The following is a 16,797-nucleotide window of genomic DNA, read 5'->3' as shown; positions in this document are numbered from 1 at the left end:
CTGATCTAAATTTCAGAGAGTTTAAATATGAGTGTTGTTTCCCACCTCATCAATGGTGAACTAGTCGATAGTCAGCGTACGCTGGATGTCACCAATCCTTCGACCGGGAAGGTAATTCGTCAAGTGGCGGATGCTAATACCGCTGATGTAGAGCGAGCCATAGCCGCCGCCCAGGCGGCGTTTCCTGCCTGGCGCGATACGCCGCCCGCTAAGCGTGCCCAGGTGATGTACCGCTTTAAGCAATTGCTCGAAGATAACGCTAACCGCTTGGTGCAACTGGTCAGTGAAGAGCACGGCAAAACTCCCGAAGACGCCATGGGCGAACTCAAGCGCGGCATTGAGAACGTCGAGTACGCCTGTGGGGTGCCAGAGCTGCTCAAAGGAGAGTATTCCCACAATGTAGGGCCGGGCATTGATGCCTGGTCAAACTTCCAGCCATTGGGTGTGGTGGCAGGTATCACCCCGTTTAACTTCCCCGCCATGGTGCCGCTGTGGATGTACCCCATGGCGATTGCCTGCGGTAATACGTTTATATTGAAGCCTTCGGAGAAAGACCCTTCGGCGGCCATGGCAGTAGCCGAACTGCTTCAAGAAGCGGGGCTACCCAAAGGTGTAATGAATGTAGTCCACGGCGGTCGCGAAGCGGTGGAAACGCTGCTGGATGCCAAGGCCGTTAAAGCCATTTCCTTTGTCGGCTCAACGCCAGTGGCTGAGGCGATCTACTCTCGTGGTTCCGCCGCGGGTAAGCGCGTTCAGGCGTTAGGTGGGGCGAAGAACCACGCCGTGGTGCTGCCGGATGCCGACCTGGAAAACGCCGCCAACACATTAATGGGCGCAGCGTTTGGTAGTTGCGGCGAGCGCTGCATGGCGATCTCGGTAGCGGTATGCGTGGGCGACGAGACCGCAGACCGTTTGGTTGAAACCCTACTTCCTAAAATCGCTCAATTAAAAGTCGGCCCCGGCACCAAGCGGGATCTGGATATGGGGCCGCTGGTGACCGCTGAGCACCGGGATAAAGTCCTCGGCTACATCGAAGATGGCGTAAAGGCTGGCGCGACACTGGTTGCCGATGGTCGCGACCTTCAAGTCTCAGGCTATGAAGAGGGCTATTTCGTGGGCGGCTGCTTGTTCGATAACGTCACCGCCGAAATGCGCATCTACCAGGAAGAGATCTTTGGGCCGGTGCTTTGCGTGGTGCGCGTGGGTAGCCTGGATGACGCCATGCAACTGATCAACGACCACGAGTATGGCAACGGCACCTGCCTGTTCACCCGCGATGGCGAAGCCGCCCGCCGCTTTACCGATGGTATCGAGGTTGGCATGGTGGGCGTGAATGTGCCGCTCCCGGTGCCCGTGGCGTACCACAGCTTTGGTGGTTGGAAGCGCTCGCTGTTTGGGGATCTTCACGCCTACGGGCCGGACTCGGTGCGCTTCTATACTCGCCGCAAGGCGGTCTCCCAGCGTTGGCCATCGGTGAGCGAGGCCACCCGGGCCGAGTTCTCGTTCCCCAACAATCAAAGTTGACGTCTTAGAGTAACTAGGACATCTTCTCAGCACCGTCGCCCTGCGATGGTGCTTTTTTTGGTGCGTACTTCAGACGTATAGGGACGAGAACAGCGTGGCGAGAACTCAGGACGAAATTCGGCAAACCAATGTAAAAAAGATTCTCCAGGCGGCAGAGCAGCTGTTTGCCGAAAAAGGCTACGCAGGTGCCTCCATGGGCGAAATCGCACAACTGGCAGAGATCCCCAAGTCCAACGTGCACTACTACTTCTCGACCAAAAAAGCGCTGTATCAAGACGTTCTGTTAGAGCTTCTTGAAGTGTGGAAACAGGATGCGCTCTGCTTCGAGCTCTACGATGACCCCCGCGTGGTGCTTTCCACCTATATTCGCGCCAAGATGAACCACTCCCGCAACCGCGCCCACGGCTCGAAAGTTTGGGCGGCCGAAGTCATGCAGGGCGCGCCGATTCTTAAGGAGCGCCTGCGCGACAACCTTTACGAATGGGCCAAGCTTAAGGAGTCGAAAATTCGCGAGTGGGTCGAGTCAGGTCAAATCAACCCTGTCGAGCCTTCCTACCTGCTCTATATGATTTGGGCATCTACCCAGCACTACGCGGATTTCGACTACCAAATCTACCTGCTCAACGACGACCAACCGCTGGACGACTTGCAGTTCGAAAAGGCTGTGCAGTCGGTGACCTCGGTGATTTTAAGAGGGATTGGGCTGACGGCTTAAGGGCGCCTGCACACTAGCTGAACCAGGAAGGAGTTACTGATGGGCAATAACGGACAGCCTGTTATCGGGGTGGGCGCTATTGTGCTTCGCCCGGACGGAGCCGTGCTGCTTGGATACCGCGATAAACATGGAGAGTCGCCGTGCTGGTGCTTACCCGGTGGTCATGTTGATGCGGGGGAGTCATTTGAGACGGCAGCCCTCCGTGAAATGGCAGAAGAAACAGGCATTACCGAGTGGCAACGTGTGAAGATCCTGGCGATAACCCAACACCTGAGTAGCTCAGTCTCTACAGTTACCGGTGCAGTGTTAGTTACGGTGAAGCAGGATGCCGAAGCAGCATTGCTTGAGCCAGAGGTGTTTACTCAATGGCGCTGGTTTAGCCCCGGCGCTCTTCCCTCGCCGTTATTCGCGGCAAGTCAGGCGGTATTGTCATATTGGCTTGGCGATGAGTCGCCAAGCGGCTGGGAGACATATCCTATCGCTCAAGCAGAGTGAATTTTGCTATGTAGAGCGCAAGCTTTCCATCGGCACAGACGTATCAAACTTATGCCGCTTACGCGACAGTAGTGTGCGGAACTTGCGCAGATTATCATCGCCATAGAGCACGCGATCACAAAAGCTGTCGTACTCATCTAAATCAGCGACTGTCACTATCAATACAAAATCACACTCGCCGGTTACCTGGTAGCACTGCTTCACTTCAGGGGCGCTCAGCGCTGTTGTTAAAAAACGCTGGTAGAGTGATTTGTTATCCCTCTCCATGGTGACTTCTACCACCATGTGCAAGCACTGCCCCAAGGCGTCAGGGTTGAGTAGTGCTACCTCCCGTTCAATGATTCCAGCGTCGCGTAATCGATTAACGCGCTTTAAACAGGCAGAGGGTGAAAGCCCTATCTCGTCCGCTAGCGCTTGGTTGGTCAGGCTGGAGTTACGCTGAAGTTGGTCAAGGATTCGTCGATCAATGGCGTCCATGAAATAAAATGTCCTTTCTGCGCTCATAAAGAATGAATAGTGATTGTTAGTGCGGAATTGAAAAGAATATTCTGCGCCAGCCCCATTATCATAACCGTTGTTCAAATGATGGCAACGGGGGCTTGATGCAGATAAAAATTCATCATCTATGGGCTTGGGTAACTCACCTATTACAAGACGCGTTGCGCGTGTACCTGACGCTGCTCAAAATCCTGATTCCAGCATTGCTTATCGTCAAAGCATTAGAGCTCTTGGGTGTTATCGGCTGGCTGGGAACGGTATTAGCTCCCTTAATGAGCATACTCGGTTTGCCCGAGCAGTTGGGCGTTGTGTGGGCGGCGGCGCTCTTTACCAACTTGTACACCGCCATTGCGGTATTTCTTCAAGTAGCTGGTGATATGCACTTGAGTGCCGAGCAAGTGACAGTGCTGGGTGCATTAATGCTGGTAGGGCACTCAATTCCTGTTGAGGGGGCCGTTGCCAAGCGCGCTGGCGTACCTTGGTGGGCTACGTTAGTCCTGCGCGTAGGTGGGGCTTTGCTGTTTGCTTGGCTCTTGCACTGCTTCTATTCGTATTTTGGTTTGTTGCAAGCGCCAGTAGCATTGGTATGGCAACCAAGCTTGTCGACAGCGCCAACGCTAAGCAGTTGGGCTATTGCACAGCTTGAAACGCTAGCGCTTATCTTTGTGATTATTTTAGCGCTGATTGTGCTCCTAAAACTTCTGAAAAAGCTCGGCCTGGAGCGCTGGATTCATCTTGGTTTGCTACCGCTACTCAAGCTATTAGGCATTGGCCGTTCGGCAGCGAATGTAACGGTGATTGGTTTTACGTTGGGATTAAGCTATGGCGCAGGGCTGCTGATTAGGGATGTGCAGAACGGGGTGCTTAGCAAACGTGATAGCACGCTTGCACTGTGCTTTCTCGGCCTCTGCCATAGCGTTATAGAAGACACGCTGCTGATTTTGATGCTGGGAGCCGATATAGCGGGCATTTTATGGGCACGGCTACTCTTTGCCGTTATTGTCACCGCTATGATTGCCCGTTGGCCCGCAACCACAATCAATAGGGCGCTACACCGGCTGCCGTAAGCGTAAAATGGATAGGCCCAATCCGATAAAAGCACTGCCCATCAGGCGATTGACCCATGTCACCCGCGAGCGACTGCTCAGCCAGCGGGCGAGATGCTTGGCAAGGGTGCCGTAGGTCATCAAGGTGACAAAGGAGAGTGCCATGAAGGTACCTACCATGATGGAGAACTGAGGAAGCAAGGCGCGCTGCGTATCCAAAAACTGTGGAAACAGGGCAGTGAAGAACAGGATCGCCTTAGGGTTGCTCATGGCGACCAGTATGCCTTCACTGACAGTGCGCCATCTGGGAGTGGGTTTTGCCGGGCTGGTTGAGACCGCAAGGGAGGTGTTGCTGCGCCACTGACGAATGCCCAGGTAGATCAAGTAGGCTGCGCCGCCCAGTTTAAGCAGGTTGAACAGCACTTCCGAGGCGTTCAACACCACCCCCAGCCCCAAGACTGCTGCACTGGCCAGTATGAGTAGGCCAGTGATATTGCCCAGCGACGAAAGCGCCACGCGTTTGGCTCCTCCTGCCATGCCATTGCGCACCGCGACTAGAAAAGCGGGCCCGGGGCTGGCAATGCTGACCAATGCCACGGCAACAAAAAGCAACCAAGTGGAAAGCAGCATGGGCGCATCTCCTGACGGGGTTGAAGTGACTCATCGCATTAATCCTAATGGATAACACCCGTGTAGACGACTAAAAAGCGTATTTAAGGTGTGGCGAATAAAATGAATGTGTTTCGCGCAATATAGGACTTGTTCTTTCGGTTTCCGGGTCAGGAAGTGGTCGGGTCGGCGACTCAAACTCTCAGCAAGCCTCTAATATCTCTTTTGACAGAGACTCCCCGTTCAGTGTGCGTGCGTACTGTGACAGCTAAACTTTGCTGGCGACCAAAAGGGCGGTCAGCGATCTTAGGCAATTCTGCCCAAAATACCGGATTTTGTAAGACATTCGCTATTGGTTTTGTAAGAGATCTCTTAAAAACCGCTGACTGAATTGATTTTGTTAGGAAATACTGTAGGTTTTCTTGGCTTTGCTAACAGCGCTAAAGTCCCGAGCAATAAATAGCGTCGGGTGAAGACTGTTTTTTTATATAAGAGCCCTTTCTCAGCAAAATGAAAAAAGGGTGATGACTCATGGCGGCATTCACTATTGATGGCGCTTATGTTTAGCCTTACTGGGTTTCAGGCGCATGCCTCTATTTATTTCGATTATTACCAGCTTTCCTACCGTCATCTTTACAGTACTGCTAAGTGTCGCCGTTCTTTACTGGTTAGTTTCGCTATCGGGTTTAGTCGATAGCGACGTAGTCGAGGGTGATGTTGGCGAAGGCGGTTCGCTGGCGCTGGGTGGTTTACTGGCAACGCTGGGCTTGCACGGCGTTCCCCTGCCGCTAGTGATTACGCTGCTGGCATTAACCGGCTGGCTGTTTAGCTATTTCGCAATGCTGTTGTTAGGAACCCACCTAAACCCAGGCCTGTTGCTGTGGGTGTTTAATGGCGTCGTGCTGATATTAGGGTTTGTTGTCGCCACTATCGTAACGTCCTTGCTGATTCGCCCTTTGCGGCCCCTTTTTCGCCCCGCTCAGCACCTGCCTATTGAACAACGTCTGACAGGTAAGCAGTGCACCGTTCGCTCGGCAGAGGTGACAAAAGAGAAAGGCCGCGCCGATGCGCATATCGATGGTGACCATCTTATTTTGCAAGTGCGAAGCGACTCAGTGCTGGTGCGCGGTGAGCGCGCCATCATTATTCAGTACCTGTTTACCGAAGATGCGTACTGGGTGATATCTGAAAAAGATTTTGAAGCCGGCTTAGCCGATTAATTGCCTTGGTGCAGGAGATAAAGATGGATTTGTCGTGGATCATGCCACTACTGGTTAGTGTCAGTGTGATTGTTATTGCACTGCTTGCAATACTGGCACTGTTTAAAGCCTTTTATCGAAAAATAGATCAAGGCCAGGCATTAATCGTCAATGACCTTTCCGCAACGCCCAAGGTTTACTTTACCGGGGCTATGGTGCTGCCCGTTGTTCACCGTTCCGAAACCATGAAGGTATCGGTGATCACCCTGGAGCTCAATCGTACCGGGAAAGAGGGGCTGATTTGCCGTGATAATTTGCGTGCCGATATTAGCGTAGCATTCTACCTACGCGTCAATGCCACTGCCGAAGACGTCTTGCGCGTTGCTAAATCCGTTGGCGTAGGCCGCGCCTCCGATCGCGATGCCGTTAATGAGTTGTTTAACGCCAAGTTCAGCGAAGCATTGAAGACTGTCGGTAAAAAGATGGACTTCATGCAGCTCTTCGAAGAGCGCCAGCAGTTCCGCGACGCCATTGTTGAGACCATTGGTCAGGATCTTAATGGCTATATTCTCGAAGACGTTGCCATCGACTATTTAGAGCAGACGCCGAAAAGCTCTTTGGATCCGAACAACATCCTGGATTCAGAAGGTATCAAATGCATCACCGAGATTACCGCCCGGCACAATGTTGAGACCAACCGTCTGGAGCGCGACCAAGAGCTGGAAATTCAGCGCAAGAATGTATCGGCTCGCGAGGCTGCATTAGAGCTTGAGCGAACTCAGGCCGATGCCGAGGCGCGTCAGCGTCGTGAAATCGAAAGCTTGCAGTCTCGTGAGCAGTCCGAAGCCGAGCAGGTGCTACAGCAAGAACGTGCGAAAAGCGAAGCCGCGCGGATTAAAACCGACGAAGAGCTAGCGATTGCCGAAGAGAACAAGCAGCGCCAGATCGAAATGGCGACCAAGGCCCGCGAACGTGCGGTACAGATCGAAGAGGTGCGCATTCGTCAGGCAAAAGAGCTTGAGGATGTGACCCGTGAACGTGCGGTAGAAATTGAACGTATCGGCATGGAAAAAGCGCTGGAAGAAGAGCGCAAAGAGATTGCCGATATTACCAGCCAGCGCATTGCGGTTGAACGCAGCGTGGCGGAAGAAGAAGAGAACATTAACGATGTGCGCAACCGCGCCGAGGCGGAGCGCCAGAAGGTCACTCGCTTGACCGCTGCTCAAGCCGAAGCGGAAGAGCGCAAGCTCAAAGAGGTGCGCGCCGCGGAAGCAGTCTTCGAGCGCTCCAAGCTGGAAGCGGAGGAAGCGGTTATTCGCGCCCAAGCCGATCTGGATGCGGCAGAGAAGAAATCCGCCGCAGAAGAGAAGCAGGCACGCGGTCACCAAGCGCTTGCCGCCGCAGACGGGTTGGCCGAAGCGCAAGTGCTGGAAGCGCGTGCTCACGCCCAGCGCAGCGAAGGCTTTGCCCTTGCCGAGGTTAAAACGGCCAATGCGAAAGCTGACGAAGATGCCGGACTGGCGGAAGTGCGTATTCTTGAACAGCGCCTTGAAGCCGAGGCCATGGGCGAGGAGAAGCTGGGCACTGCGAAAGCGCAGTCCAGAGAAGCAATGGCCAAAGCCGAAGCGAATGGCTTGGTCGAGAAGCTGCGCGCTTACGACAATATGTCCGAAGAGGCTCGCCACTTCGAAGAGTTCCGTATGAACCTGGAGGTTCACGAAAAAGAAGTTATGGCGCAAATCGAAGCCCAGCGCACCGGTATGCTCGAAAATGGCAAGGTAATGGCTGCCGCAATGCACAATGCCAAGTTTGAACTGATTGGTGGCGACAGCGATGTGTTTGAAAAACTCACCGCCGGGCTAGGCTACGGTAAAGCGGTTCAAGGCGTGCTTGATAAATCGCCAGCACTGCAAGCTACCCTGGCGGGCTTGGCAAATCGTGCCATGAGTTCTGGCAAATCTTCCGAAACTGCCTAAAGGATAGGGCGGCTCTCTATGTGGAGAGCCGCCCTACCTTTGCCGTTAGTGTCGCGCCAAGCGGCCAGTGACCTATCCAGGCAGTTTTCGTAAAAGCCAAAGACCGCAACTGTCACCCAATTGCGGTCTTTGCTATTTCTAGTGAGCACTTTTCAGGATGAATACCTATGTCGAAGGAGCACGCTTCGGTTGAAAACATCGTCAGAGAAAGCACCGCATTCGAGACGATTCAGCGGCGGTTGAGAACCCAGGGCGGCGAACTGGGCGCTTCGATCGGAGAGCTGAACGCCGCCCGCGCTGACGTTTTCGGTAGCAGCAGCATGGCGCTGCTGGGCAGGGCCAGGGTACGTACCGAAAATAACGCCATTGCTCGCGATATGGTACGCATTGGCGAGCAAATTTTGTTTGGCTTTAATGTTCAATTAGGGCTGCGCAAAGAACTGGAAGCGAGCGATATTTTTGCGCTCTACCACCTCAAAGATGATGAAGAGGGGCTTGAGTTAAGTGAAGCGCCAATGGCGAATAGCTTCCTCACCGAGAGCCGCTTTGTTCAGGATTTCAAAGAACTCCAGAAATACTACAGCCATGCCACGCTGGTTCAACTGGTCACCCTTAACAATAAGCTGCTAATTGCTTTTCAAATCGGTGAAAAACTAAGCGACCTGCGCGTCTTCCGTTGGGAGTTAGCCGCCAGCGGCGAGGTGAGCCGCTATATCGATAATCGCGGCGAGCGCGACTTGATCTTTCCTGACCGCTTCGCTTTTTCCTGGCAAACCGCAGGCCGGGATATGCAGGAGCAGGGTCGCGCGCCCCATCTGAATATCCTTGATACCGTCTTCGTGGACAACCTGCGCGGACACATTACCTTCAAGATTGAGAACAACACCAGCAGCGGCGAGGGTGTCTTTAGCGACCCGGTGGAGTCAGACTCCCAGTCGCTGGACGATGCCAGCTTTGAATATGCTGATCTTGGTGCGGTGGTGCTGATTCGTATTTTGCCCTTCAATGAGCAACAGTGGCGCTACTACCTTTTCAACCGTGCTGAGCAGCACGTTAAACGTGTCGATGCCATGGCGGGCTCCGTCGTTGAGCTGCCGGAAAACCACGGCCTGATTTTTCCCTCAGGCTACTACTTAAATACGGGTGAGTTGACCACCTACGAAGTACCCGAGGAAGACCTGCGCTTCAAACGTATGGTGCGCTCGCCAAACGGCGAAGATGTTCTCTACACTTTCTACGCGCCGCAAACCGGGCAGGTGGTGCTTTATCGCTACAACTTGATCCGCAAGCAGGTCGATACCCCCATGGTGGGGCACGGGGCGGCGATACTTGAAAACGGCCATCTGGCGATTTTTTACGCTGAAGACGAGCCTACGCTGGTACACCCTATCCAGGTATGGGCCACGCCCTTTATGTCGGAGCGCTTCCATGCCCAGGATGCGGTGCGTAACGACACGCCTCTAGGCCGAATTGGCAACCCTGATCTGGTACGCGGCATTGCCGAGCTCAATAGCATCGTGCAGCTCGCTAACGAGCAGCAGGCGTCAGAGCGGCACTTTAACGCCATCATCCGGCGGGTCGACCGCACGCTGAACCAGTTCCACTGGATTGGTGAAGCTGACTTTAAAACCATTCACGCCGCGCTTGAACAGCTAAAGCACACCGCTGAACTGATGCTCGATGAGTATGAGAAAGTCCAGGCGATTCGTGCCCAGACAGCCCAGGCGCTAGATGAGGTTGAAAAACAGCAGGCGACGCTGCTGCGGGAGCTAAAGCCCAGCAGTTGGAAAACTCCCGACCTATTCGTCACCTACCTGAAGCACTTACGCGACCATCGTGGCCGACTGATGGCGCTGCGTGAGCGCCGCTACCTGGATGAAGAGCGCCTGCAAACCTTAGAGCAAGCGCTGGATAAAGCGGAACAATCGCTGACCCAGCAGACCTTTAGCTTTCTTGCTCAGCCAGAAGCTCTGGATGGCTACCGGGAAACCCTGGCGACGTTGAAAGAGCAGGTGGGTGAGGCAGAGAATCGCCAGCAGTTGGCGGAGTGCGTGGAGCGTTATCGCGAATTAACCGCGGGCCTGGATATGATTCAAGGGTTGCTGTCGTCGATGTCTGGCGGCGATGCTATTGAGCATACGCGGATCACCGAGAACATCTCCAGCATCTACGCCTCGATTAATCAGCAGCGCTCCGAAGCGGAGATCCGTTTAAGAGAGCAGGGCAGTGCAGAGGCCCAGGCGCAGTTTGCGGCCCAGATTCGCCTGTTCGAGCAGAGCCTGGCTAACGGCGTGGGCGCGTTGCGGGAACCCGATGACTGCGACCAGTTGATGACGCGAATCCTGGACCAACTCCAGGAGTTGGAGAGTCAGTTCGGCGAATTTGATGAATTTTTAACCACCATCCTTGAGCAGCGTGAAAGTGCCCACGAGAGCATCGAAGCACGCCGCCAGCAGCTGCAGGATGAGCGTCAACGTCGTGTCTCTACCCTAACGGACGCCAGCCAACGGATTCTGGCTAATGTGGAGCGCCGCACAGAGCGCTTTGAAACTCTGGAAGAGCTGCATAGCTTCTTCGCAGCGGATGCCATGGTGGGCAAAGTGCGTAGCATGATTGATGAGCTACGCGAGATGGGCGGTAACCTTGAGGCGGATGATATCGCCGGGCGCCTACGCTCCTCCCAGGATGCCGCCATGCGTAGCGTGCGCGACCGTTCCGATATCTATGAATCCGGTGGTGATGTGATTCGCCTGGGGCCGCGCCACCGCTTCAGCGTCAACCAGCAGCATCTCGACTTAACCCTGGTGCCTCGCCAAGAGCGCATCATGCTGCATCTGACGGGCACCCAGTATTACGAGCCGCTGGAAGATGAACGGCTGACCGAGCTGCAAGACTACTGGAGTATGCTGCTGCCTTCGGAAAGCCCCGCAGTCTATCGCGCCGAGTACCTTGCCTATCGTTTTATGGACGAGTTAGCGAAGCCTGGTGCTAAGCCAATTAATGTGGAAGATTTCAGCGAGTTGCAGCGTCAGATTGCCAATTTTGCCTCGCCGCGCTACCGCGAAAGCTATGAAAAAGGCATTCACGACCACGATGCTGCATTAATCGTACGCACCTTGTGGCCAGCCCGCCAAAGCGCTGGTTTGCTAGGGTTTGGGCCACTGCCGCGGGCATTGGCAATGCTGTTCTGGGCCGATCGCATTCATGATGAAGAGGCGACCCGTAACCTTCGCGCTCGCTGTCTTTCGGCAGGCATTCTGTGCCGAATTATGAATAACGAGGATCTGCTACGGGCTTTGATTCAGGAAGTGCAGCCGCAGCTTGATGCCTTTGTCACGACCCAGCAGTTGGCTAGCGTGTCAGGTCAGGCTGATTCGTCTAGCTTGATAAGCAGCGCCGCTGATTTCCTGGTACGTCAGTTAGCTGAAGAAGGCGAACGTTTTCCGGTCACTCAGTACGCCGCCAGCTTAGTGGAGAGCTTTACCACCTCCATGCAGCAGCAGGGGCACTACGCACATTTCCAAGAGGCCCTGGCCGTGGTGGCGGGCAATCCTGGCGCACGTTGGGTGATCACTTCCCATTGGCTGCAGGCCCACGCGGGGCAAGCCAAGCAAGAGGCATTGCTGCACTACCTGCCTGAAGCGATTGCTATGCTCAACACGGCTGACCGGCTAAGTACCGCCACCCATAATGTTGAGCTAGCCTTCACCGTTACCGGCCTATTGGGCCAGCACGGGCGCCTGGAACAGCAGCAGCTAACCCTACAGCTAGACGATTTTCAGGAGCGACTGCGCCATCACGAGCAGGTCGTTATACGCGACTGGACGGCACTGCAAGAGCGTCGTCAACTGATTTTACTCGAGCAGCGGGAGCGTTTGAGGCTCGAAGAGTACCTGCCGAAGCCACTCAACTCCTTTGTACGCAATAAGCTGATTACCGAAAGCTACCTGCCCATTATTGGCGATAACCTGGCCAAGCAGATGGGTACGGTAGGAGATGCGCGGCGAACGGATAATAGCGGTTTGCTGATGATGATCTCCCCGCCCGGCTACGGTAAAACCACGCTTATGGAGTATGTGGCGAACCGCTTGGGGCTGATCTTTATGAAGATTAACTGCCCAAGCCTTGGTCACGATGTGACCTCGCTGGATCCTGAGGCTGCCACGCATTCCACCGCCCGGGCCGAGCTGATCAAGCTCAACCTCGCCTTTGAAATGGGCAACAACGTGATGCTCTATCTGGATGATATTCAGCATACTCACCCGGAGTTTTTGCAGAAGTTTATCTCGCTATGCGACGGCAGCCGTCGGGTTGACGGCATCTGGAATGGACGTACCAAGACCTACGATATGCGCGGTAAGCGCTTCTGTATCGCCATGGCGGGTAACCCCTACACCGAAAGCGGCGACGTGTTCAAAGTGCCCGATATGCTGGCCAACCGCGCCGATGTTTATAACCTGGGCGATGTATTAAGCGGCATGGAAGAGGTGTTTGCGCTCTCCTACATCGAGAACGCCATGAGTACCAATACCGTGCTTGCCTCTTTAGCCACGCGGGGCATGGACGATTTCTACCGCTTTGTTGATATCGCCATGGGCCGCGAGGTGCCAAGCACCGAGTTTGAACACGACTATAGCGCCGCAGAGCGTGAAGAGATCGTGGCGGTGCTGAAGAATATGTTTAAAGCCCGAGAAGTGGTGCTACGCGTCAATCAGCAGTATATCGCCTCCAGCGCCCAGGCAGATGAGTACCGCACCGAGCCGCCATTCCGCCTACAGGGCAGCTACCGCAATATGAATCGGTTGGCGGAGAAGATGTCACCGATCCTCAGCGACGACGAACTTGAAGCGATCATTGATGACCACTACGTCGGCGAAGCGCAACTGTTAACCCAGGGCGCCGAAGAGAATCTACTCAAGCTGAAAGAGCTTAGAGGCACCTTGAGCGAGGAAGAAAAACAGCGCTGGGAAGATATCAAGCGTGAGTTCCAACGTCGGCAACTAACTGGGGGTAATGAAGAGACCGGTGCCCTAGTGGTGCGTCAATTAAGCTTAATTGCGGAGGGGGTTGGTCAATGGGGGAAGGTAAGAACGGAGGATAGTTAATGTTGCCTGACGAATCGCTTCCACGTTTATCTATCAATATATGGGAAGGTGGAGGTGAATAAAAAACGGATCAAAGCGATATACCTACTGATTTCGATTGCTCTTGCCTTGATCATTGCATCACTGATGGTTTACGTAGCACTTGATCATAATACTCAAGGAGAGTTCTGCGCGTACACAACCGACATGTCTTCCTGCGATTACCAGCACGAGGCCATCGCTTCTGTATTTCTAGGATGGCTGTTTGCATCTTTGTTTGTCTTCGGAGTTCCGGCGGTTCTGGTGTGTATCATCAGTCGATGCATTGGCTTTTTCAGGCTATTGATAAAGCGATAGCCTGGGGACGATAACCATTTGATGGGATTACCTCGATACCGAGGTAATCCTCTTTCATATTATGAATATCCCCGACCTAACACCTGCCTAAAGCACTCACTCAATAGCGGAGTAAGGGTTTTCTGCCATTAAGAAAGCGCGTAAGTCGGCTTTTTGAGAGTGGCTATGCAGCCACTCGCGCACGTCACAGGCTTTTTGGTAGTCAGAATCACCAAACTTGCTGCGATACAGCTGCTCAAAGGTGTCACTGGTTTTTTCCTGACGTATCCGCTTTTGCCAGGTGTCTGTCAGTATGCTGTTCAGATTGCCCGCAAGTCCTTCGGCGACCAGCATTCACAAACGCCATCAAGGCGGTGGCGTAGTGGGCATTCAAGCCAAACAGGGAAAAGTTGAAGACAATCACCAGCGATGCGCCGAGAGTGGCCGCTGCGCCCACACCGAGGGTAAACGGACTGGCCAGTGGGTTATTCAGCACCGTTTGCATTTCCGCACCGGCCAGGCCCAGGGTGGCGCCTACCAGTACCGCCATTAGCGCCGCAGGCATGCGGATATCCCAAACAATCGCCTGTTGAATTGGCCCTTGAGCATGGGCATCAAACAACAGCGCGATTAAATCAGCCATTGGGATATGTGCAGAGCCACTGGCGATATCAGCCAGCAGGGAGATTGCCAAAGCGATAGCTAACCCTGCGACAATCAGCAAACGGGTAACAATAAAGCGCCGATAGCTGGATGCCAACGGCGCAATAAGTGGCGAAGAGGCGGGCATTATAAAGGTGATTCCAAGTGTGAAGCGAAGGAAACAAGAGGAGTCTTATTTGCGACTAACACTCATTCTTGATTGTATTTTCATCTTTTAGTCGTAGTCTTGTCAACTGTAGGGAGACCTAGCGCCACCTGATTGCGGTGGTGCTTCCTCTATGCTCTATTGAAGCGCTAGGATCTGTCTGAAAACTGGCTGCGCTCGACCATACGGCGTTAAAAATCGGCTCAAAGTACTCATTTACACCATGTAAACTCCGTCTTTTCGTCGATTTTTGCCTTGTCTGACCTTCGCTCGCCGACTTTTCAGACAAAGCCTAGGCTTTATTAAATCGATACGCTTTATTTAAGCAGCTTTTGGCATACACTTACTTTTTGTTACATACAAATATAAAGGAGCTCATCATGACTGATATAGCCGCTTTGCTTGGCAGTGACGCCGAGAGTTTGCTTAATCACACGTGCCAGGGTGTACCCCGTGAGAGCTTGCACCTGCCGGGCCCAGACTTTATTGACCGTGTGATGGCGGATAGCGACCGCAGCCCAGCGGTGCTGCGCAATATGCAGAGCTTGTTTAATCACGGTCGTTTGGCGGGCACTGGCTACCTTAGCCTATTGCCGGTAGATCAGGGCATTGAACATTCGGCAGGCGCCTCTTTTGCTCCTAACCCACGCTACTTCGACCCGGCCAATATCGTTGAGCTGGCACTCGAAGGTGGTTGTAACGGCGTGGCATCGACGCTGGGCGTGTTGTCATCGGTGGCGCGGCGTTATGCCCACAAAATCCCGATGATGCTCAAGCTTAACCATAACGAAACGTTGAGCCATCCGGCGATATACGATCAGACGCTATTTGCTGATGTAGACCAGGCCCACGACATGGGGTGCGTGGCGGTGGGGGCGACGATTTACTTTGGCTCCCATGAGAGCCGTCGGCAAATCATGGAGATTAGCGAGGCCTTCGAGCGCGCTCACCAATTGGGAATGGTAACGGTCTTGTGGGCTTATTTACGCAATCCAGCCTTCAAGCAGGACGGTACTGATTATCATGTCGCAGCCGACCTCACCAGCCAAGCTAACCATATGGCCGCAACCCTCAAGGCGGATATCGTTAAGCAGAAACTGCCTGAGAACAACGGCGGTTACCGTGCAGTAGGCTTTGGCCATACTCACGACAATGTCTACAGCGAGCTAACCACTGACCACCCCATTGATTTGGCCCGCTACCAGGTTGCCAACTGCTTTATGGGCCGCGCGGGTTTGATTAATTCCGGCGGGGGCTCCAAGGGGCATTCTGATCTCGGCGAAGCGGTGCGCACGGCGGTGATCAATAAACGTGCCGGTGGTATGGGCTTGATCTCAGGGCGTAAGGCCTTCCAGAAACCCATGCAGGAAGGCGTTGAGCTGCTGCATGCGATTCAGGATGTCTATCTCTCTACCGATATTACGGTTGCCTGATGGCTGGCAGTTGGCTAAGCGTAGGCCCTTAAGTGAGCACTAACAAACTTGATGAATATTAATTAATATTAAATAATCGTCCTATTGAGATGTTTAAAACGGCATACGCTTAAAGGAGCTATATCATGAGTGGAAAGCCAGCAGCACGTATTACTGACCTTACCGCGTGCCCTATCCCAGGGCACGGTACAAACCCACTAGTCAGTGGCTCGCCTGATGTTTTTTACGATAGCTTGTCTGCCGCAAGGTTAGACGATAAATCTGCTTGCGGCAGTCCTATTACTCACGAAGTCTCGTCCACCGTATTCGTCAACGGTAAGCCAGCCGCTGTCCTGAGCAGTGTGGGTGCCCACGGTAATGAAGTCATCACCGGATCGGGGACGGTCATCATCGGTAAGTAGTGGTGTCTGCCTCCATTGATCGGAGCGCTGACGGCCGTAAAAAAAGCCTCAAAAATTGCCATACAGACCCTTGAAAATCGACTGACCGCTCCTATTTTTTACATCGTAGAGGCTGCTTCTGTGGGTTGCGTAAGAGGCTGCCTCTTATGACAATTCTCACAGTCTGCTTAACGTAGGAGGTGTTCGATATGTTCGATGATCTCAAGCGTTTTGAAACCGGCTCGCCTCGGCAGTTTGACTGGTTTAGTCAACTGTTGGACGGCTTCTTCCCCGATGGCAATGCGATGGATATTCGTGCGGTGCCGCGGGGTAGTTTCCCGATGATCAATGTGGCGCGTAGCGATGATGCCGTGCGTGTGTATGTGTTTGCTGCGGGGTTGGCACACTCTGATCTGACCATTGATATTCAAGACAATGTGCTGACGCTACGTGGCAAGCGAGACTCTGTGACGAGTGGCAATGAGGATGGCAGCTCGCGCCCGGTATTTCGCCGAGAGCGCGCCAGCGGTGAGTTTGTAAGGGCGATTGCACTCCCCGATGGCTTAGATGCCGAGCGGGCAGAGGCACGCCATGCCCATGGTGTGTTCGAGATCGTGTTGCCTAAACGCGAAGAACTCAAGCCGCGGCGTATTGATGTTCAGGCGGCGTAAATCATGTTTGTTAACCTTGCATA

General features: G+C 53.8%; 13 protein-coding genes. 10 read left to right on the top strand and 3 right to left on the bottom strand.

The window, feature by feature from the left end:
* Nucleotides 1-27: 27 nt before the first annotated feature.
* The 3 genes from LMS44_RS19925 (at nucleotide 28) to LMS44_RS19915 (ending at nucleotide 2,734) form a co-directional block, all read left to right on the top strand.
* Nucleotides 28-1,524, top strand: coding sequence for a CoA-acylating methylmalonate-semialdehyde dehydrogenase (locus tag LMS44_RS19925; protein ID WP_138799305.1), 1,497 nt, complete (start codon nucleotides 28-30; stop codon nucleotides 1,522-1,524).
* A 94-nt stretch (nucleotides 1,525-1,618) separates the two neighbouring features.
* Nucleotides 1,619-2,239, top strand: coding sequence for a TetR/AcrR family transcriptional regulator (locus tag LMS44_RS19920; RefSeq protein WP_041158696.1), 621 nt, complete (start codon nucleotides 1,619-1,621; stop codon nucleotides 2,237-2,239).
* 39 nt (nucleotides 2,240-2,278) lie between these two features.
* Complete coding sequence (locus tag LMS44_RS19915; protein ID WP_278370334.1) at nucleotides 2,279-2,734, top strand: nucleotide triphosphate diphosphatase NUDT15; 456 nt, start codon at nucleotides 2,279-2,281, stop codon at nucleotides 2,732-2,734.
* 6 nt (nucleotides 2,735-2,740) lie between these two features.
* On the opposite strand, the gene LMS44_RS19910 is transcribed toward LMS44_RS19915, so the two are convergent.
* Nucleotides 2,741-3,211 (bottom strand): Lrp/AsnC family transcriptional regulator, encoded by a 471-nt coding sequence (locus LMS44_RS19910; RefSeq protein ID WP_138799306.1) that lies wholly within the window; start codon nucleotides 3,209-3,211, stop codon nucleotides 2,741-2,743.
* A gap of 125 nt (nucleotides 3,212-3,336) precedes the next feature.
* Here LMS44_RS19910 and LMS44_RS19905 point away from each other — a divergent pair, with 125 nt between their 5' ends.
* Nucleotides 3,337-4,299, top strand: a complete 963-nt coding sequence (locus LMS44_RS19905) for a nucleoside recognition domain-containing protein (protein ID WP_138799307.1) — start codon at nucleotides 3,337-3,339, stop codon at nucleotides 4,297-4,299.
* Here LMS44_RS19905 and LMS44_RS19900 read toward each other — a convergent pair.
* A complete protein-coding gene (locus LMS44_RS19900; protein WP_138799308.1) occupies nucleotides 4,282-4,908 on the bottom strand; it encodes a LysE family translocator in 627 nt (208 codons plus the stop codon). The genes LMS44_RS19905 and LMS44_RS19900 overlap by 18 nt on opposite strands.
* A 566-nt stretch (nucleotides 4,909-5,474) precedes the next feature.
* Here LMS44_RS19900 and LMS44_RS19895 point away from each other — a divergent pair.
* From LMS44_RS19895 to LMS44_RS19885, 3 genes are all read left to right on the top strand, one after another.
* Nucleotides 5,475-6,107: a hypothetical protein gene (locus LMS44_RS19895; RefSeq protein WP_278370330.1), complete on the top strand. Its 633-nt coding sequence runs from the start codon at nucleotides 5,475-5,477 to the stop codon at nucleotides 6,105-6,107.
* A 23-nt stretch (nucleotides 6,108-6,130) separates the two neighbouring features.
* Complete coding sequence (locus LMS44_RS19890) at nucleotides 6,131-8,062, top strand: flotillin family protein (RefSeq protein WP_278370329.1); 1,932 nt, start codon at nucleotides 6,131-6,133, stop codon at nucleotides 8,060-8,062.
* A 167-nt stretch (nucleotides 8,063-8,229) separates the two neighbouring features.
* A complete protein-coding gene (locus LMS44_RS19885) occupies nucleotides 8,230-13,167 on the top strand; it encodes a DNA repair ATPase (protein ID WP_498946211.1) in 4,938 nt (1,645 codons plus the stop codon).
* A gap of 580 nt (nucleotides 13,168-13,747) precedes the next feature.
* Here the strand turns inward: LMS44_RS19885 and LMS44_RS19880 are convergent.
* Nucleotides 13,748-14,272, bottom strand: coding sequence for an ABC transporter permease family protein (locus LMS44_RS19880; protein ID WP_498946209.1), 525 nt, complete (start codon nucleotides 14,270-14,272; stop codon nucleotides 13,748-13,750).
* 398 nt (nucleotides 14,273-14,670) lie between these two features.
* On the opposite strand from LMS44_RS19880, the gene LMS44_RS19875 reads away from it, so the two are divergent.
* The 3 genes from LMS44_RS19875 (at nucleotide 14,671) to LMS44_RS19865 (ending at nucleotide 16,774) form a co-directional block, all read left to right on the top strand.
* On the top strand, nucleotides 14,671-15,723 hold the full coding sequence (locus LMS44_RS19875) for a class I fructose-bisphosphate aldolase (RefSeq protein WP_190374547.1): 1,053 nt from the start codon (nucleotides 14,671-14,673) through the stop codon (nucleotides 15,721-15,723).
* Nucleotides 15,724-15,848: 125 nt separating this feature from the next.
* The gene (locus LMS44_RS19870; RefSeq protein WP_082116848.1) at nucleotides 15,849-16,124 is read left to right on the top strand and encodes a PAAR domain-containing protein; all 276 of its coding nucleotides are present in this window, start codon (nucleotides 15,849-15,851) and stop codon (nucleotides 16,122-16,124) included.
* Nucleotides 16,125-16,312: 188 nt separating this feature from the next.
* The gene (locus LMS44_RS19865; protein ID WP_022521744.1) at nucleotides 16,313-16,774 is read left to right on the top strand and encodes an Hsp20/alpha crystallin family protein; all 462 of its coding nucleotides are present in this window, start codon (nucleotides 16,313-16,315) and stop codon (nucleotides 16,772-16,774) included.
* Nucleotides 16,775-16,797: the final 23 nt, after the last annotated feature.

The sequence above is a fragment of the Halomonas profundus genome (assembly GCF_020865425.1).
Lineage (GTDB): Bacteria > Pseudomonadota > Gammaproteobacteria > Pseudomonadales > Halomonadaceae > Vreelandella > Vreelandella titanicae.
The sequence above is the reverse complement of the archived record's forward strand: the minus strand, read 5'-3'. Positions and strand labels throughout refer to the sequence as shown.